Origin of the sequence: Collinsella sp. OF02-10 (assembly GCF_003463445.1) — a bacterium.
Lineage (GTDB): Bacteria > Actinomycetota > Coriobacteriia > Coriobacteriales > Coriobacteriaceae > Collinsella.
Genome location: NZ_QSCW01000009.1, coordinates 34,120 through 57,484, shown reverse-complemented (window position 1 = coordinate 57,484; position 23,365 = coordinate 34,120). Strand labels below are relative to the sequence as shown.

The window sequence follows — 23,365 nt, the reverse complement described above, 5'->3', positions numbered from 1 at the left end:
ACCATTTGGCACTATAATCACCATAGGCATGCGCACAACGTTGCGCTTAATCAAGAGGAGAAAACGTATGGGTCTGTTTGACATGTTCAAGAAGAAGGCTGAGCCCGCGACTGCCGCTGCTCCGTCCTCCATCTCTGCTTCTGCCGGCGCCGACGTGCTGTGCTCGCCCGTCAAGGGCAAGGTCATCAAGATGGCCGACGTGCCCGATCCCGTCTTTGGTGGCGAGGTTCTGGGCAAGGGCTGCGCCGTGTGGCCCGAGGACGACCTGGTCTACGCTCCCTGCGACGGCAAGGTGACCGTCACCATGGGTCACGCCGTGGGCCTGCAGTCCGATAGCGGCATCGAGGTTCTGGTGCACGTTGGCGTCGATACCGTCAACATGAACGGCGATGGCTTCGAGGGCTTCGTCAAGGCCGATGACGTCGTAAAGGCTGGCCAGCCCATGCTCAAGATCGACCGCGCCAAGATCGCCGCTGCCGGCTACAAGGACTGCGTCGTCGTGGCCGTGTCCAACACCGCCGAGTTTGCCGATGTCGAACTCGCCGTCGAGGCCGACTCCGCTGTCGCCGCCGGTGACGCCATCGTTAAGGTCGTCCGCAAGTAAACTGCGACATCCAAAGGATGTGCAAAGGTGGTCGGGTTATCCGGCCGCCCTTTTTTATTACAATGCGGCGGAACGTTTTATTGCGCGTTGGGCGGACCGGTAAACCGTTCGGACGTTAAATCGAGCCGATTGCGCCTTTGCTTTGCCGGGGGTGTTCGTTATCGGCTAGTATGGCCTTATTGTTACGACGTGCACCGCGTCGGGAAGCGCGGTGCCGCTTGTTGGGAGGAATGTCATGAAGAAGAAGCTGCTGCTTGCGCCCCTGATGGCTGTTCTGGTCGCGTGCGTGGTTGTGCTTTCCGGCTGCGGAGGTCCTTCGGTTGAGGAGCTCATTACCGAGGATCTTACGACGCAGTTTGACGAGGTCAAGAACGGCGGCGACGACTTCCTCGCCGGCCTGGAAGAGGCCTCGGGCGACGAGTTCGAGCAGCTGGGCATCGATCCCAAGGAGTACGCCAAGAGCTATCTCGAGGGCTTTGACTACAAGATCGGCGACGTGACGGTCGACGAGGACAAGGGCACCGCAACTGCCGAGGTCACCATTACCTGCAAGTCCATGAACCAGATCGTTGAGGATTTTGCCACCCAGTACCAGGAGAAGGTCGCCGCGCTCGATTCGATGCCTTCCGATGACGAGCTGTACAAGATGGCCGGTCAGGTTATGGTCGATGTGACCAAGGCTGCTAAGACCAAGGACACCAAGGTCACCTTCAAGTATTCCTGCAATGACGACGGCGAGTGGTCTGCCGACGATTCCGCAACCAACGAGATGATGAATGCCATGATGAGCTAGGGGAGTTACACGGTAGTTCGTTACGGCGTTTTACCAAACGCCGTAACTGCCCGACGCTGCGCGGGCACCAGAGCGACAACTTGTCATTCAAAGAGGACGGCATGACCAGAAGGTCTATGCCGTCCTCTTTTCATGCCAATTTGTTCGCTCTGGTGCCCGCTCGCTGTCCGTCCTCTACCTGCGACGTTGCCATTGCTGGAGTAGTCATTGGGAAGGCGGCACTTGGGGACGTTCCTTTTCTGCCGGCAGTTGGGGACACCCCTTGTATCAACGCCGCATCAAATGCTCGGGAAAATGCGACCCGGTTTTTGGCCGAATTCCGGGTCGCGGTTTCCGGATGGGGTGGGTTGCGGAAACCGCGACCCGGAATATTGCTCTGAAACGGGATGCGGTTTTCCCGACGCGCCTCAAACGGAAAGCGCATCCCATTTCGGAGCCCCAAAACGGGATGCACTTTCCGCGTGGAAGAATTGTCGCAGCTGCGTTAAGCAGTGTCGCTCGTTACTCGCCCAGAATCAGCGCCGCGAGCTCGTCCTGGGTGTCCACCACGTAGTCGGCGCCGGCGGCTTCCAGCTCTGCGCGGCCGCGGAAGCCCCAGGTGACACCGGCGCTCTTGAGGCCGGCATTGTGACCGGTCAGGACGTCGACATTGGAATCGCCCACATAGAGCGTGGTTGCCGGGTCGGCGCCTAGCTCTTCCATCACATGCAGCGTAACAGGCGCCTCGGGCTTGGGAGGAAACGCATCGACGCGGCCCTGCACCAGCGCAAAGCGCTCGGAACCAAAGTATTTTTCGATAAGCGGAGCGGCCGAAACATGGTCCTTGTTGGTGAGCACGGCAAGCTGCACGCCCGCGGTGCGCAGGCGGTCGAGCATCTCGATCGTACCGGCGTACGGTGCGGTGTGGTCCTCCTTGTGCTCGCCGTAGTAAGCCCTAAACTCGGCAAGCGTCTGCTCAAACATGCGGCCGTCGCCCGCATACTCGGCGGGCATAAAGCGCTCGACCAGCTTGAGCATGCCGTTTCCCACCTTGTAGCGGTACTCGTCTACGGCAAACGTGGGCCAGCCGTGCATCTCGCAGGTATGGTTGCTGGCGGCCGCCAGGTCCTCGAGCGTGTTGAGAATGGTGCCGTCCAGGTCAAAGATCACATGGGAAAAAGCTGCTGCCATGGGTGCTCCTGCCGCTTGAGTTGTAAAACGCACCCCATGATACTGGGCATGCGTGCCGGGCATGTTTGGAATCTGAATATCTTTAATAGCCCTGAGCCTTTGTCGTTAGCAAATTCTCGGCAGCTGTTCTCCCACGAGCATGTCGAGAATGCGGGTCGAGCCCCAGCCGGTGCGCACGCGCACGGCGGGATGGGCGCCCTCGGCAAGTGGCAGCACGCGACCGATGATGGCGGCATTCTCGCCGTAGCGGGCGGCGCGCATGGCGCTCAGCGCGGCATCGGCTTGCTCGGCCGGCACGACGGCAACCATCTTGCCCTCGTTTGCCACCTGCAGCACATCGTAGCCGAGCATCTCACAGGCGGCCTGTACGTCGGGACGCACAGGCACGGCATCCTCGTTGACCTCGATGGCAACACCGCTGGCCTGGGCAAACTCGTTGAGTGTGGACGCCAGGCCACCGCGCGTGGGGTCGCGAAAGCAACGCGTGTTGGGCGCTGCGGCCAGAACGTCGGCAATCAGGTGGTTGAGCGGCGCGGCGTCGCTTTCGATCGTGCTCGAAAACGCCAAGCCCTCGCGTTGGCTCATGATGGCGATGCCGTGGTCGCCGAGTGTACCCGACACCAGGATGATATCGCCGGGCCGGCAGTTGGCGCCGCTGAGCGCCACGCCCGCGGGCACCTCGCCCACGCCGGCGGTATTGATGTAGACGCCGTCGGCCCCGCCGCGCTCGACCACCTTGGTGTCGCCCGTGATTATGGACACGCCCGCCTCGCGCGCCGTCTCGGCCATCGTCTGCACGATTTGACGCAGCTTGTCCATGGGATAGCCCTCTTCGAGGATAAAGCCGCACGATAGGTAGCGCACGTTGGCGCCCGAGGTCGCGACGTCGTTGACGGTTCCGCACACGGCGAGGCGGCCGATGTTGCCACCGGGGAAGAACTGCGGCGAGACTACAAAGCTGTCGGTCGACATGGCGATGCGCCCGCTCGCGGGCAGCGCGGCGACGCCGGCATCGTTGCCCTCGAGCAGCTCGGGCGACCCAAAGGCATCCAAAAAGACCTCGTCGATGATGCGTTTCATCATCTGGCCGCCGGAGCCGTGACCCAGCAGGACGGTGCTATCGGTAACGCTATGGGACATATCGAAAACTCCAATCGTGGGTGGTGCCAGTGTGCGGGTGCGTCCGGGCTAGTTACGGTATCTAAAGTACGCCGCGCAGCTGCCCTCCGAGCTCACCATGCAGGGGCCGACGGGGTGTTCGGGCGTACATGCGTGGCCGAACAGCGGACAGTCGCTCGGCGTGATGGCACCGCGCAGCACGTCGCCGCAGCGGCACCCACGCGGCTCGACCGTCGCCTCAACGGGCACGTCAAAGCGAGCGCGGGCATCAAAGCGCGAGAGCTCGGGGCGGATGGAAAGGCCCGAGTTGGCAATCGGCCCCAGCCCGCGCCACGTGGTGTCGCATGGCTCAAACACCTGCTCGACCAGCTGGCGCGCCACGGGGTTACCGTCTGCGTTGACGCCACGGCGGTAGGCGTTGTCGATCGCCGGCTTGTTCTCGACAACCATCTGGACCAGCATAAAGATGCCCTGCAAGATGTCGACCGGTTCAAATCCCGTTACCACGCCTGGGGTCTTAAACTCGTCGACCAAAAAGCCAAAGGGCGTCAAGCCCGTGATGGTGGCGACGTGCCCCGGAAGGATAAAGCCGTCGATAGTGGTCTCGGGATCGTTGGCGATGGCGCGCAGCGCCGGCGGCGTGGTCTTATGGGCGCAGTAGACCGAGAAGTTCTGCAGCCCGCGCGCGTCTGCCTCCAGGATGGCGGCGGCGATGGTGGGCGTTGTGGTCTCAAAGCCCACACCCATAAAGATGACCGGACGATTGGGGTTTTGCTCGGCGATATCGAGCGCGTCGAGCGGGGAGTAGACGATGCGAATGTCGCACCCTGCCGCCTTTTGCGCGGCGAGTGAGGTGGACGATCCAGGCACGCGCATCATGTCGCCAAAGGTGGTGATGATGGCGCCGTCTATGTTGGCGAGCGCGATTGCATGGTCGATATCGCGGTTGGCGGTAACGCAGACGGGGCAACCTGGGCCGCTCAGCAGCTTGAGTCCCGCCGGCATAATGGAGCGAAAGCCATAGCGACCGATGCTCACGGTGTGCGTGCCGCAGACTTCCATAAGGTTGATGGTGCGGTCGCCGACGAGTTCACGGATGCGTTCGATGAGCTCGCGGGCCAGCTTGGAATCGCGAAATGCCGAAAAGTCGATACCGGAGCGAGCCGGCTGTCCGGCCACCACTAGTACGCCTCGGCCGGGTTGCTGGCCAGTTGGTCTTCTTCGACCAGTTCGGTCATGGTGTTGACCAGATCGAGCGTATCCTGCGCCTCCTGCTCGTCGACGATCTGGATGCCAAATCCAGCGTGCACCAGAATATAGTCGCCTACCTGTGCCGTCGGCACGAGGCGCAGCGAAACGGGGCGCTCGATGCCCATCATGTCGACGGTCGCCTTAAGGTCGTCGTCGCGTTTGACCACTTTACCGGGAACGGCAAGGCACATAATGTTCCCCTTTTATACGCTTTGCGCTGGATAGGCGCTTGATAATCCATTGCTTGATGGTAGCGCTCGCGGGGTTCGCGGGCAAACGCGTTACGCCCGTGAGACAGTTGGCGCGGCGACGAGCGAGATCGGTCTACTGCGATGCGATCTGCGCGAGGTGGGCGCGCGCAATCGCCGCCTGACCGTAGGCGATGCAGCCGTCGTTGACGGGCACGGAGTGGGGAATCAAGACAGTAAGACCCATGCTGTTAAGCTCGCGGGTGAGGAGCTGGAGCAAAAGTCGGTTCATGAACACGCCGCCCGAGAGCACGACGGTGTCGAGGCCTTCACGGGCGCAGATCTCGTTTGCGATGCGGGCCGATGCGCGTGCGACGGCGACATGGAAGTCGAGCGCGAGCCTGCCGGCGGGCACGCCGGCCCCGATTCCCTCCAAAAGCGCCTCAAAAAGCGGTCTGGAGTTCAGAACATGGCAGTCGTCCGGACGGGACGATTCGGTTACGGAAAAGCTGGCCATATTGCCGGCGGGGCAGATACTTTCGCTGCCGAGCGCGCGCCAGGCGGCGGCCTCAAGCTCGATGGCAGGTTCACCCTCGTAGGTCGCCTGGCCGCAAATGCCCAGGATCGCGGCTGCGGCATCAAACAAGCGACCCATGCTGCTGGTGCGCGGGCTGTTGATGCCGCGCTCGATCATCGTTGCCGTCACGCTACGCGTTTGCTCGTCTAGGCCGCCCAAGAGCCGCTCAGCCCCCGGGTGTTCGAGCAGGCCGAGCTCACTGAGCAGAGCAAAGGCGTTGCGACGGGCGTCACGCACGGAGGCCGCCCCGCCGGGGAGCGCCCAGGTGCGCAAATGCGCGGCGCGCTCAAAGTCGCCAAGGCTGGCAACAAGAAACTCGCCGCCCCAAATGGTCCCATCGGTACCGGCGCCGGTGCCGTCAAAGGCGATGCCAAGGACGCGCGCGTCGGTTGTAAGCTGGCCCGCGGCGATAGCCTCGGCCATTACGCTCGCGATATGCGCATGATGGTGCTGCACCTCGACGAGCGGCAGATTGCATTTCCGCGCCTGCTCGCGCGCCCACTGGCTCGATAGATAGCTGGGGTGTACATCGCAGGCTAAGGCGGCGGGCGCCAAGTCAAAGAGATCTTCCAAGCGTGTGCGCGCGGCGTTCCAGGCATCGAAGGTCCCGCCGTTTTCAACATCGCCGATATGCTGTGACACAAAACAGGTTGCCTCGCCGTTCGTCCCTTCACGCGTGAGCGCAATCGTGGCCTTTTGTTGTGGCCCGCAGGCGAGCACGCAGGACGGAGCGCCGTCGAGCGCCGGCAACGGCAGCGGCTGGGGTGCATATCCGCGAGCGCGGCGAACGGGCATGACGGTGCCGTCGACCACGCGTACCACGGAGTCGTCGTAGCGCGACAGAATTGCGCGGTCGTTACCGAGCAGCGCGTCGGCGATGCCGACGGCAACGAGGTGTTCCCAGGCAAGGTCGTCGTCGGTCTCGATGGGTTCTTCGCTCAGGTTTCCGCTGGTCATGACGAGCGCGTGCATACCGCGGGCTACTGCCGCGGCAAGCAACAGATGCTGAAGCGGGGTGTAGGGGAGCATAACACCGAGCTCGGGAAGGTCGTGTGCGACGGACGGCGCGAGCGCGAGGGCGTTGGGGGAACCGCCGCTCTCGCAAACGGCACGTCGGCGCAGCAGCACAATGGGGCGAATGCTGCCGGCCAGCAAGCCGCGTTCAACGTCGTTGACATGGCACAGGCGTTCAGCGTCGGCAAGGTCACGTGCCATAACGGCAAGCGGTTTGTTGCTGCGGCGTTTGCGGCGGCGAAGCTCGGCTACCGCCTGCTCGTTGGAGGCGTCGCATGCCAAGTGAAATCCGCCCAGACCCTTGATGGCGACGATACTGCCACAGGCCAGCAGCTCAACACAGCGGTCGATAATGGCGTCGCTGGTCTCGCGCGTGGTGCCGACGGCCGGCGACGCGGCGTCTTCGCCCGCCTCGCGCCACGTAATATGCGGCCCGCAATCAAAGCAGGCATCGGGCTGCGCGTGAAAACGCCGGTCGAGTGGGTCGGCATACTCCGCGGCGCACTCGGGGCACATGGGAAAACAATTCATCGACGTGGCCGCTCGGTCATAAGGCAACGATCGGATGATGGTAAAGCGTGGGCCGCAGTTAGTGCAGTTGATAAAGGGGTAGTGATAGCGTCGGTCGGCGGGATCGAACAACTCGCGCAGGCAATCGTCGCAGGTGGCGATATCGGGCGAGACGAGCGTCGTGTGCGCGGTCTGGTCCTGCGATGCTACGATGCGAAAACCCTCTTCATTGACGGCATCCCAACCGTTGGCTGCCAGGTCCGCAACCTCGACATACTCTACGCGGGCTGCCGCGGGCGCATGCTCAGAAAGCGCGGCAACAAAAGCATCGAGCGCATCGGCCAGAGCATGCGCCTCGATGTGCACGCCGTCGCCCGCATTGAGCACCCAGCCGCAAATGCCATGCGCCATGGCCTCGCGATACACAAACGGTCGCATGCCAACGCCCTGCACAATGCCCGTTACATGAATATGCACATGCCGCATGCGACACCCCTCATCAAAGCCGACCAAAAAGGGACAGGTTTGTTTTGGTAGGTAAAACTTCTAAACCTGCCAAAACAAACCTGTCCCTTTTTGGCAGGTGCGCTGCGGGAAATCCCGCTATAGCCCCAGGCTTTGCCTGGTGGCGGCGCAGGTGAGCTCGCCGTGCTTAACGCCGCGCAGGCCCAGCAGTCGGTCGGCCAGTTCGTAAACGCGCTCGCCGCGACCCTTGAGCGCCAGAATCTCCAGACAGTTGTGGTGATCAAGATGTACGTGCATGGTCGATACGATCTCGTCGGTGTAGTCGTGCTGCACCTCGTCCAGGCGGCGCGTCAGATCGCCGGTGTGATGGTCGTAGATCATGGTGAGCGACCCGATAACGTGCTCATCGGGCGTGCGCATCTGCTCTTTGGCGATCGAGGCGCGAATCAAATCGCGCACTGCCTCGGAGCGGTTGGCCACGTCGCCACGGCGCGCGATCTGCTCGTCAAAGCGGCGCAGTAGGTCATCGGGCGCGGTGACCGAAAAACGGACCAGCTCGGAGCCGCCGCCGCAGCGGCAGCTCGTCTCATCGCCCGTGCCGTTATGGTGGTCGTGCCCGCAGCCGTGCTCGTGTTCGTGTTCGGACACCCTACACCAGCTTTACGGAGCCGACGGAGTTGTGGTCGGCCTCGATGGCTTCCTCGTAGCCCTCGAGCGCGTCATGCGCCTCGTGCAGTGCGGCCATGGCAGCTTCGAGCTTGGCGCCAATGCGCTCCATGTCAAAATTCTCGGTCGCATGCAGCAGCTGATGGCTCCACTCGTGGGCAAGCTCGATGGTGTCGTCGACCTGCTTGACGCTCATGGCAAGCTGGCTCATGTTCATTCCGACGTCATGCATGGGAAATCTCCTTATGCTCGGGGCAATCCAGTGGCTCAGATTCTACTACGCCCGCGCGGGGCGCTACCGCATAAGAAAACGGGTGCGAGTCTGTGTGACCCGCACCCGTTCACTGGGGGCTGTTTGTATTTACCATACTATCCGTGGTCGCACGCGGTGCACCCAGAAGTCCGGCGAGCGGTGCAAAAGCGCTCATGGACGGCGGCAGGACGCCAAAATGTAACCAGCGTATTACAGGTGCTTCTCCAGCAATGCCTGCAGCCTTGCCTTGGGCAGCGCGCCGACCGAGCGGTCGACCTCCTCGCCGTTCTTAAAGACAACCAGCGTGGGGATGCTCATGACGCCAAACTTCATGGCCAGGTCCTGATTGTCATCGACGTTGCACTTGGCAACGGCAAGCTTGCCGGCCAGCTCGTCGGCTACTTCGTCCACGATGGGCGAGAGCGATCGGCAGGGCCCGCACCACGGTGCCCAAAAATCAACCAGCACGGGAAGGCTGCCGTTAACGACGGAATCAAAGTTCTCGGGGGTAATCTGCTTAATGTCAGCCATGGTGACCTCCATAATGCGACGCGGCTCGGCCGCGTAAAACTCAGTACGACCGTGCTTATACCCAACGGCCCGCAAAGCAACCACTCGTGGGCGGCTCTTTTATATAATGGTGGGCACGCAAACGATTGGGGAGCACATGTCCACGTCACAAAGCCAGAAAAAAGAAGCCATCGCCCAGGCCGCCGAGCAGGAGCTCGCATCGCTTGTGGGCCGTGGCGTGCGCATCGCGGGCAACGCGTGCTCGCCGATCGTGCTGGTCAAAGGTGATTTGGATGATGCCGAGCGCTCGGGCGGCGAACTTGCCGCCGGCGCGGATGGTGCCGCATTGCGCAAGGCGCTCGGTGCCATCGGATATGCCCCCGAGGATTTTTGTGTGCTGGCAAGCGTCGCCGGCGCGGGCGACGGAGCGGTCGCGGCGGGCGAGGCCCTGACGTGCGACCTGTTCCGCGAGGCGCTGGAGACCTTGGACCCCGAGGCGGTGCTGCTGCTGGACAACAGTGCGGCCGATGTCATGCGCGAGACCTATGCCGATATGCTTGTGGCAATTGATGACTTTGACACCGCCATGCTCAAGCCCGGCCTGGTCGCCCATGTGCAGGGGCGCCGCGTGCTGGCGCTCGACGGTTTTGAGGCGGCGCTCACCGACAAGGCCGCCAAGCAGCGCATGTGGGCCTACATTAAGCAGCTGACCCCGGCGGCTGCACCGCTGTAGCGAGGTTGGCGGCAGCCCCTACATCACGGCGCGCAGCTCAAACCGGTCGCCGTTAATGCGGAACTGGCAGTTGCCGTTCATGCGCTCGACGGCAAGCATAATGCTCTTGGTGCCAAAGCCGTGCCCAGTGTGCTGAGTCACGGGCATGCCGTCGACCATGTGCGGCGCACGGCCAAACGTGTTGGAAACCAGCAATAGAAGCTGACCGTCTTCGTAGCGAAGGTCCAGGTCGACAAACCGCTTGCCTTCGGGGGCGGCGCTCGCCGCGGCGATGGCATTGTCCAGGGCGTTCGATACCACACTGAATAGATCGACATCGCCCACGTGGACGGTTTCGGGCACGGCGGCGTGCAGGTCGGCGGTGATGCCGTGCGCGTTGATGTCCGCGGAAAGCGACGAGAGCGCAATGTTGACCGTTTCGTTGGCGCAGTAGCGGCGCACGGCGGTGCGGTCGTTGGTCTCGCAGAGCGCGTCGATGCGCTCGAGTGCCTCATCGGTGTGACCCTCTTCGATCAGGGCCGCTAGACCGCGCAGGTAGTGGCGCATGTCGTATCACATTGAGACCAAGTCAAGAAGAATCGCTTCGGTCGAATCGCGTCTTTTGGGTGAGTTCTCAACGTCCGCTGCCGCTGGTTTCCACCGTATGCCGAAAACACCCGGACGATGCCGTGCAGATCGCTTCGCTCTGCTATAGTCTCCCAAATTCACGTTTTCTATTGGGATGGTGGTTAATATGGGCGACATACTCGAATCGTTCCTGCGCGTGGCGATGGTGGTGTTCATCGTCGGTCCGCTCACTGCATGGGTCGCCCGTCGCGGCGCGCGTGAGCGCAGTGAGGCGACGGACAGCCTCGATCGCTTCACGGTGCGCATGCCCGCTGCCATCCGCACGATCATCGCCTGCTGCGCGGTCGCGTTCGAGCTGCTCATGTTGGGTGTTTACGTCTGGCAGGGCGTTTCGCTGGGCGAGTGGGGCCACGAGCTTGTGTGGTTCGGCCACGCCATGGCACTTGCGGGCATGGCCATCTGGGCCCTGCTGAGCATCCCGCGCATCGACGTGGACGGTGAACGAATTCTCTCGCGTAACGCCTTCGGCATCCGCAAGGAGACGACGTTCGGCAACATCACCCATGCAACGCTTCACACGCAGATGATGAGGATCGACCTGTTCGAGGGCGATCGAAAGTTCTGCTCGATAAGCCTCGAGGGGGTGTGCTCGCTCAACCTCCTCGCCCGTCTGGAGGAAGAGGGCATCGAAGTCTCGGACGCCGTCGACGGTCCCATGACCAAGGCGGGCCTGTGTTGGTCTGCCGTCAAGCCGTTGACGATTGTTTTCAACGGCATGGCGCTCGTCTTCTCGCTCGTGATCGCCTTCATGGCTGTTTTCACCGATGCCGGAGCCCGCTTGCTCTTGCTCGTTCCGTTCCTCTTCCTGTTCATAGGGGGACTCCTGCCCCTGCTTATGCTCAGCATGCCCGCCCGTGGTATCTACGAGATCGGCAGGCAGGAGCGCGAACTCGGTTTCTCCTTCGCCGAGGAGATGGCAAGTCGAGGTGCCACGGGCACTTCGCTTGTCGACGACGATTGGTTCATCGAGATCAGCAATGCCCGCGTCGTGGCGTTCCGCCGCGATTACCTCAAGAAGGTCACGGCGCACGAGGACAGCGAGAGCGGCGACCGCTGCACGGTGACTACGAAGGGCGGTCGAAAAATCAAGGTGTATGCAGCGGGCAGCACGCTCGAGGACCTGCGCACGTGGTTCAAACAGGGTGCCAAGGCCAGAAGCACGCTCGACCGTGCAGAGGACGCGCTCGAGACGACGTCTGATTGGGTTGTCTGACCTGTATCGTCTTTTCGGACACGCATGCTAGAGGCCCAATCCTTTAGAATGCATTCATCGACGACCGAGAGGACGGTATGCTATGTCCAACCCAGCCGCCAAGTACACCGACGAGTTCAGGCGCGAGACCGCCGACTACATCATCTCGACGGGCAGGCCGATAACGGAATGCTGCGCAGAACTGGGCCTGAATTCCAAGACCGTGAACAAGTGGGTGCAGAACCGCCGGCGCGAGCTTGCCGGCGGGCCCGACCCCAAGGCCGAGGACCGCGAGCTTCGCGAGGCGAAAAGGCGCATACGCGAGCTCGAGATGGAGAACGCCTTCTTGAAAAAAGCCGCGGCCTTCTTCGCCAAAAGCCAGGCGTAGCCGCATGCTACCGGATGATGTTGGCGGAGAAGGCCGAATTCCCGGTGAAAATGATGGCCCGCGTGCTCGGCGTGAGCCGATCGGGCTTCTACTCGTGGCTCTCCAACGGCTGCCCGCGAGAAAACTGGTCGGCCGAGCGCGAGGCGGTCCGGCGCGTGTGGCTGGAGTCGGACCGCAGGTTCGGCTTCCGGTTCGTGAAATGCTTCCTGCCCGGCGAGTTCTCCGGATTGACCCTGTACAGGGTGCGCAAGCTGATGCACGAGCTGGGAATACGCGGCTGCACGCCCAACGCCAGGAAGCGCACCACCATCCCCGACCCGAAGGCCAGGCCCCGGCCCGACCTGGTGAGCCGCGACTTCACCAGTCCCGTTCCAACCTACAAGCTCGTGGGCGACATCACCTACCTGCGCACCGGCGAGGGATGGCTGTACCTGTCGACGGTCATCGACCTCAACACCCGCATGGTGGTGGGCTGGTCGCTCTCCGAGCGCATGACCGCCGACATCGTGGTTTCGGCGCTGGCGTCGGCCAAATCGCGCGGCTACGTGGCCGGCAACGCGATATTCCACGCCGACCGCGGCGCCCAGTACACCAGCAGGCTTCTGGCCGAATGGGCGCGCGACAACGACGTGCGGCTGTCCTGCAGCCGCACCGGCAACTGCCACGACAACGCGGTGGCCGAGTCGTTCCTCGCCACGCTGAAGAACGAGATGTACTACAGGCGCAGCTTCCCGACCAGGGATTCCGCCAAGCACGCGGTGGTCGAGTTCATCGAGGCGTACTACAACCGCCGAAGGCCCCGCTCGACGATCGGCTACAAGGTGCCGGCCGAGGCCATGGCGGCCTTCTTCGAGAGAACCGAGCCCAAGCCCGAGGCCATGCCTATGGCCGCTTGATTCCTCGAGCTTGCGTGTCCGAAATCTTGACACAGGTCAGAAGGCCTCGATGCCAGCGCTGCGCCGATATGGGGCAGCGGCCCCCCCGTTGGCCGCCATGGCCCTGACTTCCGAGCGTATGCTGGCGCCGCTCGTCTTAAGACGTCGACCTCCATCCGGAGCCTGCGGTTCTCGCGCTCGGGCTCCAGGATCCGGTTCTACTCGGGCGTGCGGTTGTCGGCGGCGCGCGGCGAGCCGGTCTCGTTTATCGACTTGACCCGCCTCTCCACGGTGCTCTTGTCGAGGTCGCACTCGTCCATGGCCTCGCGCCTGGGCTTTCCGGCGTTGTGGAGATCGACTATCTTCCTCTTGAACTCGTCGGTGAAATGCCTCGGTCTGGGGCCGGTCGAGGCCGAGCCCCCGGTCCGGCTGGGGTAGCATGTCGCTGCGGACCACTGTCTTTCCTCTCGTTGAATATCTAGGCGCTGACGATTCTAGGCGATGGCCCTCTCTTGCTTCTTACACCTCGATTGTGCTCGCTACCCCCAGCGGGTCCGGATCGAGCGATCCGGACCCGCTTTTGGGGTTTGCCGGAAACCCGGTGGTCAAAAAAGGCCAAATATGAGTACTGTTACCAGTTTGGTGGCAGCCAAATGGCCTCAAAAATCGGTGCCAGAGGCCAAAAGTGCATCGATTTTCGTTCTTCAGAGTCGCGATCGGGCTCCAAACAAGGCGATTTTGCTGCTCTGGACCGGAAAATCGATGCTACTAATTTGGTGACAGTACTCATATTTGGCCCTTTTTGACCACTGCCCCTTGGTCCAGGACAAAACGGGCTGCCCGAATCATGGGGCGGGTCCATTTTCGGCTGTCCTCAGCTTGCCAGTTCGAAAATGGACCTGCCGCATGATTGAATCTTTATTTCAACTTTACACCTAGGTTTACAGCTGTCTTGTCAGCTGTAAACCTAGGTGTCATACTAAAGCCCCAAGATTCGCCAAAAGAGAGGGGCCTTGATGGCACAGAGCGCGAACATGGATGCATCGGAGCTTGCACGCGATATCGCGGCCGGCCTAGCATCGGCAACGACGGCAACGGAGCGCGCGGCACTGGTGCCCGCAGAGCTCGTCGAGGCCATTCAGCAACTAAAAGCCCAACGTGACGCGGTAATCCTGGCGCACTACTATGTGGCGCCCGAGGTCCAAGCCGTTGCCGATTACGTCGGCGACAGTTTCTACCTGGCAAAACTCGCCAAGAGCCTGCCGCAGCAGACTATCGTGCTGTGCGGCGTGGAGTTTATGGGCGAGAGTGCCAAGCTGCTCAACCCCACCAAGACCGTGCTGCTGCCCGAGCCGGGCGCGGACTGCCCCATGGCTCACATGGTCAAGCGCGAGACGGTCGACGCGGCGCGCGCCGAGTACGGTGACGACCTTGCCGTGGTCTGCTACGTCAACTCCACGGTCGAGATCAAGAGCTGGAGCGACGTGTGCGTCACCAGCTCCAACGCCGTCAAGATCGTGTCCGAGCTGCCGCAGCAGCACGTCCTGTTCATCCCCGACCAAAACCTGGGCCGCTTCGTAGCCGAGCAGGTGCCGCAAAAGCACGTCATCCTCAACAACGGCTACTGCCCGCGCCATCACATCATCACCGTCGAGCAGATCGTCGACGCGACGGAGGCCCACCCCGACGCGCTCGTGCTGGCGCATCCTGAGTGCAAGGCCGACGTCCTGGCCGAGGCCGACTACATCGGCTCCACCGCCGGCATCATCAAGTATGCCGAGGAGTCCGACGCCAGCGAGTTCATTATCGTGACGGTCCGCGGCGTGCTCTACGAGCTCGAGCGCCGCTGCCAGGGCACCGGCAAGAAGTTCCACTTCCCCGCGGTGCAGCCCACCTGCGTCAACATGGACCTCATCACGCTCGAAAAGCTCGTGCGCTGCCTGGAGACGGGCGAGGGCGAGGTGCAGATCGGCGTCTCGGACGAGGCGGCAGACCAGGCCAAGCTCACGCTCGACCGTATGCTCGAGTACGCAGCGCGCTAGAACAATGTGACATGAGGGACAGTCCCGCATGTCACATTACAAGGGAGAGGATTCCTGTGGAAACCAAACAATACCCCGACATGGAGTGCGACGTCGTCATTGCCGGCTGTGGCGTGGCGGGCCTGTACGCGGCCCTCAATCTGCCGACGAGCACGCGCGTGATCATGCTCTCCAAGGGCGCTGTCGACGAGTGCGATTCGATGCTCGCGCAGGGCGGTATCTGCGTACTGCCCGAGGGCTCGGACTACGATGCCTTCTTTGAGGACACCATGCACGCCGGCCACTACGAGAATCGCCGCGAGAGCGTCGACATCATGATCCGTTCGAGCCGTTCGGTCATCAACGACCTGCTAGCGATGGGCGTGGATTTTGAGCGCAAGGCCGACGGCAGCCTCAACTTTACCCGCGAGGGCGCGCACAGCCGTCCGCGTATTGCCTTCCATGCCGACATTACGGGCAAGGAGATCACGACCAAGCTGCTCCAGGCCGTTCGCAAGCTGGATAACGTGCAGATTTTGGAGCACGTGGCCATGACCGACATCCTGACGGGCGAGCGTGACGGCGTCACGGTGTGTGTCGGTGTCGTCGCCGTTTCCGTGGACGAGGACAACTCGGTTCGTCCCGCCGACGAGCTGGCAAATGCCGCCGAGGGCGTGCATGCTGGCGAGCCGTTTAAGATTCATGCCCGCCGCACGCTGTGGGCGACAGGCGGTATCGGCGGCGTGTACGACCATTCGACTAACTACCCGCAGCTCACGGGCGATGCATGCTACATCGCTCAGGAGCATGGCATTAAGATGGAGCACCTGGACTACGTGCAGATTCACCCCACGGGGCTGTTCTCGCCGCAGCCGGGTCGCACCTTCCTGATCAGCGAGAGCTGCCGCGGCGAGGGCGCGATTTTGCTCAACGCCGCCGGCGAGCGCTTTACCGACGAGCTTCAGCCGCGCGATGTGGTCGCTGCCGCTATTCGCGAGCAGATGAAGCAGGACGGTACCGAGCACGAGTGGCTGAGTTTTGCCCCCGTCGAGCGCGATGTGGTGACCGGGCACTTTGCCAACATTCGCGCGCGCTGCCTGGAGGACGGCCGCGACATCTTGGACGAGCCCATCCCCGTTACGCCCACGCAGCACTACTTTATGGGTGGCGTATGGGTCGATAAGGACGGCCGCACCTCGATGCCCGAGCTCTACGCCGCGGGCGAGACGGCCTGCAACGGCGTTCACGGCAAGAATCGCCTGGCTTCCAACAGCCTGCTCGAGTCCCTGGTTTGGGGCCGCCGTGCCGCCTGGTGCATGCGCACCGGCGAGTCGCTCGCCGTGGAGCAGGCGGGCGAGCCCGCGCTTGACGGGCGTCATCGCGCCCTGGGCGCCGAGACCCTTGCAATCGATGATTTGGCCCGTGCGGCCGGCACGCAGGCCGTGGAGGAGTAGACCATGAATCCCATTACCATGAAGCTCGTCGTCGATGATCTGATTTTGCAGGCTCTGCGCGAGGACATCACGTTTGAGGACGTGAGTACGGCGAGCGTGTGCCCTACGGCGCGCCCCGCTACCGTTGAGCTCATCGCCAAGGCCGATGGCATCATCGCCGGCTTGGATGTGTTCGCTCGCACTTTTGAGCTGCTGGATCCGCAGAGCTCCGTGTTGTTCGATGTCGCGGACGGCGACGAGGTGCACGCCGGTGACCACGTGGGCCAGGTGCGCGGCGATGCGCGCGTATTGCTTTCGGGCGAGCGCGTGGCGCTCAACTACCTGCAGCGCATGAGCGGCATCGCTACTTACACGCATCGGATGGCGGCCGCGCTCGAGGGCACCAAGACCGTGCTTGTCGACACGCGCAAGACCACGCCGGGCATGCGCGTCTTCGAGAAGGCAGCAGTCGAGATCGGCGGTGGCAGCAACCATCGCTACAACCTGTCGACGGCCGTCATGCTCAAGGACAACCATATTGACGCCGCCGGTGGTGTGACGCGTGCGATTGAGATGGCACGCGCCCACGCATCGTTTACCACGACGGTCGAGATTGAGTGCGAGAACCTGGACATGGTACGCGAGGCCGTGGAGGCCGGTGCCGATATCATCATGCTCGACAACATGACCCACGACGACATGGCTGCAGCGATTGAGCTTATCGCCGGTCGTGCTAAGACCGAGTGCTCGGGCAACGTAGACGCCGACAACATTCGTGCCCTGGCCGACCTGGGTGTTGACTTTATCAGTTCGGGGGCGTTGACGCACTCTGCGCCGATTCTCGACCTCTCGCTCAAGCACCTGCGTCTGCTGGACGGTAAATAATGGACGCCCGCGAGCGTCGCCGTGCCATCATGGCCGTGCTCGAGGGGGCCAAAGATCCTGTCTCGGGCAGTGCGCTTGCCCGCGAGGTGGGCGTGAGCCGTCAGGTCGTGGTGCAGGACATCGCCCTGCTGCGCGCTGACGGGCACGATATCGTCGCCACCAATCGCGGCTATGTACTACAGGAGGCCCCCAGCAGCCCCGCCGTGCCCACGCGCTTGGTCAAGGTTCGCCACAGCGTGGAGCAGGCAGGCGATGAGCTCACGAGTATCGTCGACGCCGGTGGCGCCGTGCTCAACGTGATCGTCAATCACCGCGTGTACGGTAAGATCACGGCCGACTTGGACATTCGCAATCGTCGCGATGTTGAGCGCTACCTGCACGATATCGAGAGCGGCAAGAGCTTTCCACTACTAACGGTGACGAGCGGCTACCACTTCCATCGCATTGCGGCGGAGGACGAACAGACCCTCGACGAGATCGAGGCCATGCTCAAGGAGAAAGGCTATTTGGCAGACCTGATGCCCTACGAGGACGATCTGTCGTAGCCGATGCTGCAAACGTCCCTAAGCGGCAATCTGACGTTCAATCGTCGGTCGCGTACCAAAGTACGCTTCCCTCCTCTTTCACGTCACCTTGCTCGCTTAGGGACGTTTTCGCTGACGTGAGCTCAACCTGCGATGGTGCCTAATTGGTTATCCGCACAAAAAAGGAGGCCTCCGCGGCGATGCGGAGGCCTCCTTTTTTGTGCACGGTGTACTTTTGAGTGTGCAAGTGCGGGAGTTGTTACTCCTCGACGATCTCGGTGATCGCGCCAGCGGGGCAAGCGTCCTGGCAAGCGCCACAGGCGACGCAGGAGTCCTCGTCAGCGACGGTGGCGACGTCCTGGAGCTCCAGAACGCCAGCGGGGCAGGAGTCGACGCAAACGCCACAAGCGATGCACTCGTCGGCATCAATTACGGGATGAGCCATGGTAGTTTCCTCTCTGTTGACCGACGCTACAGGCGATGCGCGTCGGTTTGATTCGGGCAAAAACATACCACGGGAGCGACCGTTTGCAATACCCTCTGGCCGGCATCTTCATACCGTTCGCCGAGTATGCCAAGGTTTACTAAAAAACGCGCAGGTGGGGCCGTTGAGCTGCGAAAATGTTAGCTAAAGGTGACTTGAAATATTGAGCTATTGAGCGCGCCTGCGGAAAGGGCATCCCGTTATTTGGCCGAAAACCGGGGCGCAGTTTCCGGATGGACCGCCCGGCGGAAACTGCATCCCGGAATTTTCGCTCAGATTGGGATGTATTTTCCCGAAGGCTCTGGTTGCGGAAACTGCGACCCGGAATCCACGCTCAAACCGGGATGAGCTTGCCGCAAGACGGCCCCCAGGCACCCCCGGACGCAAACCTCAGCCATCTCTACATAGATCTCAATAGATTTGCCGAGAACTCATTCAGCGCATCTACCTGCGCATTTAAGAACCTAAACTCTCAACAATAAGAAATCTTATATGAATTGACTTAGATTTTGTATATTCCGGCCCATAAGGGGATACACTACATCCTGAAAGACAAGCCGAAGCGCCGCGCGACAGATCGTCGAGGCGGCGCGAACGCAAAAGAGAGAGGGAATTTCTAATGAGTAAGATTCTTGGTATCGACCTTGGTACTACTAACTCCGCAATGGCCGTCCTCGAGGGCGGTTCTCCGACCATTATCGTGAACGCCGAGGGCGACCGCACCACCCCGTCTGTCGTGGGCTTCCGTGCTGACGGCGACCGCGTCGTGGGTAAGGCCGCTAAGAACCAGGCGGTCACCAACCCCAAGAACACCGTGTTCTCCATCAAGCGCTTCATGGGCCGCAAGTACTCCGAGTGCACCTCCGAGATCAAGACCGTGCCGTATGAGGTCAAGGAGGGCCAGGGTGGCCGTGCCGTCGTCGATATCGAGGGCAAGGATTATACCGCCGAGCAGGTGAGCGCCATGACGCTCGCAAAGATGAAGGCCGACGCCGAGAAGTATCTGGGCGAGACCGTCACCGACGCCGTCATCACCGTCCCGGCCTACTTCAACGACGCCCAGCGTCAGGCCACCAAGGACGCCGGTAAGATTGCCGGCCTCAACGTCAAGCGTATCGTCAACGAGCCGACCGCTGCTGCTCTGGCCTATGGCCTGGACAAGCAGGGCACCGACCAGCGCATTCTGGTCTTCGACCTGGGCGGCGGCACCTTCGACGTCTCCATCCTCGACCTCGCCGACGGCGTGTTTGAGGTTCTGTCCACCTCGGGCGACAACCACCTGGGCGGCGACGACTGGGATCAGCGCGTCATCGACTGGATGGCCGACAAGTTCCAGCAGGAGAACGGCGTCGACCTGCGTCAGGACCCCATGGCCCTGCAGCGTCTGAAGGAGGCCGCCGAGAACGCCAAGAAGGAGCTCTCCGCCGCCCAGCAGACCACCATCAACCTGCCGTTCATTACCATGAACCAGTCCGGCCCGCTGCACCTCAACTACACGCTGACCCGCGCCGAGTTCGAGAAGATCACCCGCGACCTGCTCGAGCGCTGCAAGCAGCCTGTCACCAACGCCCTGCGTGACGCCAAGCTTAAGCTCTCCGATTTGACCGAGGTCATCCTCGTCGGCGGCTCCACCCGTATGCCCGCCGTCCAGGAGCTCGTCAAGACCATGACCGGCAAGCAGCCCAACATGTCCGTGAACCCCGACGAGGTCGTTGCCGACGGCGCTGCCGTCCAGGGCGGCGTGCTCACCGGCGACGTCGAGGGCATCCTGCTGCTCGACGTTACCCCGCTGTCGCTGGGCGTCGAGACCATGGGCGGCATCATGACCAAGATGATCGACCGCAACACCACGATCCCGACCTCCAAGACCGAGGTCTACTCCACCGCTGCCGACAACCAGACCAGCGTCGAGATCAACGTGCTCCAGGGCGAGCGCGAGCTTGCTCGCGACAACAAGTCGCTCGGTAAGTTCCAGCTGACCGGCATCCCGGCTGCCCGCCGCGGCGTGCCGCAGATCGAGGTCACCTTCGACATCGACGCCAACGGCATCGTCAAGGTCTCTGCTAAGGACAAGGGCACCGGCAAGGAGCAGCAGATCACCATCTCCGGCTCCACCGCTCTGTCCGACGACGAAGTCGATCGCATGGTCAAGGACGCCGAGGCCCATGCCGAGGAGGACAAGAAGCAGAAGGAGGAGGTCGAGGTCCGCAACCAGACCGATAGCCTGTGCTACTCCACCGAGCAGACCCTCAACGAGCTGGGCGACAAGGTTTCCGCCGATGTGAAGTCCAAGGCCGAGACCGCTATCGCCGACGCCAAGAAGGCGCTCGAGGGCTCTGACGTCGAGGCCATCAAGGCCGCTGGCGAGTCCCTGCAGTCCGTGGCCTACGAGCTGGCCCAGGTTGTCTACGCCGACGCTCAGCAGCAGACCGACGGTGCCGCCGGCGCCCAGCCTGCCGACGATGACGTGGTCGACGCCGACTACGAGGTTGTGGACGACGAGGACAAGTAATCATGTCCGCCCGTAAAGCTCGCACGGAGGCGGCTGCCGCTGGCGCCGCCCCCGTTGACTCTGAGGAGAAGGACGTGAAGATTCCCGTAGAGGCCGTCGACGATACCGAGGCCAACGAGGCCGAGGCCGCCGAGGCTGCCGAGAACCAGGTAGAGGATTCCAACAAGGAGGCGACGATGACCGAGGACGAGATGGTGGAAGCCGCTATCCGCGCCGGTGAGGAAGCCGCCGACAACGACTTTAAGCTCAAGTTCGAGCAGGCCCAAAAGGAGCTTGCCGACGTGCGCAGCGAGCTCGATGCTGCGGCAGAGGCTCAGAAGGCTGCCGAGGACAAGGCGAAGGACGCCACCGAGCGCACCGCCCGTTTGCAGGCCGACTGGGAGAACTTCCGTCGCCGCACCGCCAACGAGCGCATCGCCGAGCGCGACCGCGCGACTGAGAAGCTTGTCACCGCGCTGTTGCCGGTAATCGACGATATCGAGCGCGCGATCGACCATGCCCGCAGCCAAGAGCTTGCCGACGACTTTAAGCAGTTCGTCGATGGCGTTGATGCGGTGCATGCCAAGCTGCTCGATGTGTTTGCGCACGAGGGCGTTGAGCCCATCGACCCCAAGGGCGAGGCGTTCGATCCGCTCGAGCACCAGGCTGTGGGTCGCGTCGAGGACGCATCGCAGTACGACGAGACCGTCAACGACGTGTACCAGAAGGGCTACCGCATGGCGGATCGCATCCTGCGTTCCGCGATGGTGACGGTGACCTACGGTGGCGAGAAGCGCCCCGCACCGGAGCCCGAAGCGGCGCCCGAGGATGCTTCGGCCGATACGGCCGAGAGCACCGAGGAGTAATTGAGAAGGGCCCCGGGGCAACACCCGGGGCCCTTTCTGGCCTAGTGCCATATGAAAGCATGAGCCGCCGCCCGCTGGGCGGCGGATGAAACAGGAGAGGAGCTACGATGGCTGCAGGCAAAACCTTCTATGACATCCTGGGCGTATCCAAGAGCGCCTCCGACAAAGAGATCAAGAGCGCGTTTCGCAAGCTCGCGCAAAAATATCACCCCGATGCCGGCGGCGACGAGGCCAAGTTCAAGGAGATCAGCGAGGCCTACGAGACGCTTTCGGACGAGAAGAAGCGCAAAGAGTACGACCAGATGCTCATGTTTGGCGGCATGCCGGGCGCAGGCGGCGCGTATGGCGGCGGCTACGGTGCCGGCGCGGGCGCCAGCGGCTGGGGCGACATCTTCGACAGCATCTTTAGCGGCAACGGCGCCTGGGGCAGCGATTGGGGCTCGGGCTTTGCCGGGGCCGCGGGTAATGCCGGCGCGGGACGCAGCCGTGCTCGCAAGGGCAGCGACCTGTCGCTGACCGTCGATGTGACGGCTGAGGACGCGTTTCGCGGCGTGACGCACAAGGTTACCTACCGCATTCCCTCGACGGGCGAGCAGCAGACCATTACGGTCTCAGTGCCCGCGGGCGCGGTCGACGGCGGCAAGCTGCGCTACAAGCGTCGCGGAGAGTACGGCGTTGCCGGCGGCGAGCGCGGCGACCTGGTCGTGACCACGCACGTGGAGGAGCACCCGCTGTTTAAGCGCAAAGGCGCCGACGTGACCATGGAGGTACCGGTCTCGGTCTACGAGGCGGCGCTCGGCTGCACGGTGGACGTGCCCACGCCCGGCGGTGCAACGGTCCGTTTGAAAGTGCCCGCGGGCACCCAGACGGGCAAGAAGTTCCGCTTTAAGGAAATGGGGGCGCCCGACGTTAAGCACCGTGGCCGCACGGGCGCGCTGCTCGTCGAGATCAAGGTGCAGGTCCCCACAAACCTGTCTGATGACGAACGCGATGCCATGACCAAGCTGCGCGAGGTCGACACGCGCGACTATCGCGAGAAGGTCAACCGTTACAAGGCGACGTACTAGGGCGGTCGCGGCGCACGCCCACGCCCGCAGGCTTATGATGGACGATAACGAGACGGAAAGGGGTCAGGTAGCATGGCCGAGGACAATAGGAACAAACCGCTGTACATGATCAGCGTGGCGGCCGAGCTGACCGGCATGCATCCGCAGACTCTGCGCGTCTACGAGTCCAAGGGCCTGGTGAACCCCCAGCGCTCGGGCGGCAACACGCGCCTGTATTCGCGTGCCGATATCGAGCGCCTGGAGCTCATCAACCAACTGACCGACGAGGGTATCAACCTTGCCGGCGTGGTGCGCATCCTCGATATGAAGGAGCGTGCCGAGGAGCGCGAGCGCGAGAATGAAAAGCTCCGTGCTCGCGTGCGCCAGCTCGAGGACGAGCTGCACGAGTACAAGATGCAAAAGAAGATCACCGCCCTGGCCCCGCGCGACGGCTCGGTCAACCCCGAGCAAGTTATGCGCAAACTGCTAGGTACGGGTGGCGACCTATAGCTCCGCCGACGCTGCCGGGCACTCATTGGGGACAGACTTAAATGAGTGCCCACAGAATGAGAGTGGATAATTTCCCGTTTTTGGCCTATGTGCAGGCTCAAAGTGGGAGATTATCCACTCTCGTCATTTCGGCACTTGGGGACGTTCCTTTTGTGCCGGCACTTGGGGAC

General features: G+C 62.4%; 23 protein-coding genes and 1 pseudogene. 14 read left to right on the top strand and 10 right to left on the bottom strand.

The features are described 5' to 3' along the window. The first annotated feature begins 67 nt into the window (after nt 1-67). Nucleotides 68-604: a PTS glucose transporter subunit IIA gene (locus DXA43_RS05985; protein ID WP_117806548.1), complete on the top strand. Its 537-nt coding sequence runs from the start codon at nt 68-70 to the stop codon at nt 602-604. Between the two features lie 235 nt (nt 605-839). Next, entirely contained in the window at nt 840-1,397 is a 558-nt protein-coding gene (locus tag DXA43_RS05980; RefSeq protein WP_117634513.1) for a hypothetical protein, read from the top strand. A 501-nt stretch (nt 1,398-1,898) separates the two neighbouring features. Here the strand turns inward: DXA43_RS05980 and DXA43_RS05975 are convergent. The 8 genes from DXA43_RS05975 to trxA form a co-directional block, all read right to left on the bottom strand. Continuing rightward, nucleotides 1,899-2,567 (bottom strand): HAD family hydrolase, encoded by a 669-nt coding sequence (locus DXA43_RS05975; RefSeq protein WP_117806547.1) that lies wholly within the window; start codon nt 2,565-2,567, stop codon nt 1,899-1,901. A gap of 105 nt (nt 2,568-2,672) precedes the next feature. Next, entirely contained in the window at nt 2,673-3,707 is a 1,035-nt protein-coding gene (gene hypE / locus DXA43_RS05970; protein WP_117806546.1) for a hydrogenase expression/formation protein HypE, read from the bottom strand. A 48-nt stretch (nt 3,708-3,755) separates the two neighbouring features. After that, a complete protein-coding gene (gene hypD, locus DXA43_RS05965; RefSeq protein ID WP_233540031.1) occupies nt 3,756-4,868 on the bottom strand; it encodes a hydrogenase formation protein HypD in 1,113 nt (370 codons plus the stop codon). Beyond that, nucleotides 4,868-5,128 (bottom strand): HypC/HybG/HupF family hydrogenase formation chaperone, encoded by a 261-nt coding sequence (locus DXA43_RS05960; protein ID WP_117806545.1) that lies wholly within the window; start codon nt 5,126-5,128, stop codon nt 4,868-4,870. Before DXA43_RS05960 ends, hypD begins: the two co-directional genes overlap by 1 nt. Nucleotides 5,129-5,261: 133 nt before the next feature. Then, entirely contained in the window at nt 5,262-7,712 is a 2,451-nt protein-coding gene (gene hypF / locus DXA43_RS05955; protein WP_117806544.1) for a carbamoyltransferase HypF, read from the bottom strand. A gap of 117 nt (nt 7,713-7,829) precedes the next feature. Next, a complete protein-coding gene (gene nikR, locus DXA43_RS05950; RefSeq protein ID WP_199580536.1) occupies nt 7,830-8,339 on the bottom strand; it encodes a nickel-responsive transcriptional regulator NikR in 510 nt (169 codons plus the stop codon). Nucleotide 8,340: 1 nt separating this feature from the next. Then, on the bottom strand, nt 8,341-8,589 hold the full coding sequence (locus DXA43_RS05945; protein ID WP_006235225.1) for a hypothetical protein: 249 nt from the start codon (nt 8,587-8,589) through the stop codon (nt 8,341-8,343). Between the two features lie 231 nt (nt 8,590-8,820). Beyond that, on the bottom strand, nt 8,821-9,141 hold the full coding sequence (trxA, locus tag DXA43_RS05940; RefSeq protein WP_117806570.1) for a thioredoxin: 321 nt from the start codon (nt 9,139-9,141) through the stop codon (nt 8,821-8,823). A gap of 136 nt (nt 9,142-9,277) precedes the next feature. Here trxA and DXA43_RS05935 point away from each other — a divergent pair, with 136 nt between their 5' ends. Further along, nucleotides 9,278-9,853, top strand: a complete 576-nt coding sequence (locus tag DXA43_RS05935; protein WP_117806543.1) for a hypothetical protein — start codon at nt 9,278-9,280, stop codon at nt 9,851-9,853. Nucleotides 9,854-9,871: 18 nt separating this feature from the next. On the opposite strand, the gene DXA43_RS05930 is transcribed toward DXA43_RS05935, so the two are convergent. Beyond that, nucleotides 9,872-10,399, bottom strand: a complete 528-nt coding sequence (locus DXA43_RS05930; protein ID WP_117797306.1) for a GHKL domain-containing protein — start codon at nt 10,397-10,399, stop codon at nt 9,872-9,874. Between the two features lie 187 nt (nt 10,400-10,586). Between DXA43_RS05930 and DXA43_RS05925 the strand changes: the two genes are divergently transcribed. From DXA43_RS05925 to DXA43_RS05895, 7 genes and pseudogenes are all read left to right on the top strand, one after another. Next, nucleotides 10,587-11,693, top strand: a complete 1,107-nt coding sequence (locus DXA43_RS05925; protein ID WP_233540030.1) for a hypothetical protein — start codon at nt 10,587-10,589, stop codon at nt 11,691-11,693. 82 nt (nt 11,694-11,775) lie between these two features. Next, nucleotides 11,776-12,003: pseudogene (locus DXA43_RS10455) on the top strand (transposase); the annotation flags it as partial. After that, on the top strand, nt 11,904-12,956 hold the full coding sequence (locus DXA43_RS05920; RefSeq protein WP_158564945.1) for an IS3 family transposase: 1,053 nt from the start codon (nt 11,904-11,906) through the stop codon (nt 12,954-12,956). The pseudogene DXA43_RS10455 and the gene DXA43_RS05920, both read left to right, overlap by 100 nt. 995 nt (nt 12,957-13,951) lie before the next feature. Beyond that, on the top strand, nt 13,952-14,977 hold the full coding sequence (nadA, locus tag DXA43_RS05910) for a quinolinate synthase NadA (RefSeq protein ID WP_117806540.1): 1,026 nt from the start codon (nt 13,952-13,954) through the stop codon (nt 14,975-14,977). A gap of 56 nt (nt 14,978-15,033) precedes the next feature. Then, a complete protein-coding gene (locus DXA43_RS05905) occupies nt 15,034-16,410 on the top strand; it encodes an FAD-binding protein (protein ID WP_233540029.1) in 1,377 nt (458 codons plus the stop codon). A gap of 3 nt (nt 16,411-16,413) precedes the next feature. Then, nucleotides 16,414-17,274 (top strand): carboxylating nicotinate-nucleotide diphosphorylase, encoded by an 861-nt coding sequence (gene nadC / locus DXA43_RS05900; RefSeq protein WP_117806539.1) that lies wholly within the window; start codon nt 16,414-16,416, stop codon nt 17,272-17,274. Then, nucleotides 17,274-17,819, top strand: a complete 546-nt coding sequence (locus DXA43_RS05895) for a transcription repressor NadR (RefSeq protein WP_117806538.1) — start codon at nt 17,274-17,276, stop codon at nt 17,817-17,819. Before nadC ends, DXA43_RS05895 begins: the two co-directional genes overlap by 1 nt. 238 nt (nt 17,820-18,057) lie before the next feature. On the opposite strand, the gene DXA43_RS05890 is transcribed toward DXA43_RS05895, so the two are convergent. Further along, nucleotides 18,058-18,243, bottom strand: coding sequence for a DUF362 domain-containing protein (locus tag DXA43_RS05890; RefSeq protein WP_006235216.1), 186 nt, complete (start codon nt 18,241-18,243; stop codon nt 18,058-18,060). Between the two features lie 658 nt (nt 18,244-18,901). Here DXA43_RS05890 and dnaK point away from each other — a divergent pair. The 4 genes from dnaK to DXA43_RS05870 all read left to right on the top strand — a co-directional run bounded on the left by dnaK (nt 18,902) and on the right by DXA43_RS05870 (nt 23,195). Continuing rightward, nucleotides 18,902-20,794: a molecular chaperone DnaK gene (gene dnaK, locus DXA43_RS05885; protein WP_055250813.1), complete on the top strand. Its 1,893-nt coding sequence runs from the start codon at nt 18,902-18,904 to the stop codon at nt 20,792-20,794. 2 nt (nt 20,795-20,796) lie between these two features. After that, on the top strand, nt 20,797-21,639 hold the full coding sequence (locus DXA43_RS05880) for a nucleotide exchange factor GrpE (RefSeq protein WP_117776389.1): 843 nt from the start codon (nt 20,797-20,799) through the stop codon (nt 21,637-21,639). 107 nt (nt 21,640-21,746) lie between these two features. Further along, a complete protein-coding gene (locus DXA43_RS05875) occupies nt 21,747-22,706 on the top strand; it encodes a DnaJ C-terminal domain-containing protein (RefSeq protein ID WP_117806537.1) in 960 nt (319 codons plus the stop codon). Nucleotides 22,707-22,778: 72 nt separating this feature from the next. Further along, nucleotides 22,779-23,195 carry a heat shock protein transcriptional repressor HspR gene (locus DXA43_RS05870; protein ID WP_055250809.1) on the top strand — a complete coding sequence of 139 codons (417 nt, stop codon included), beginning with the start codon at nt 22,779-22,781 and terminating at the stop codon, nt 23,193-23,195. Nucleotides 23,196-23,365 lie beyond the last annotated feature (170 nt).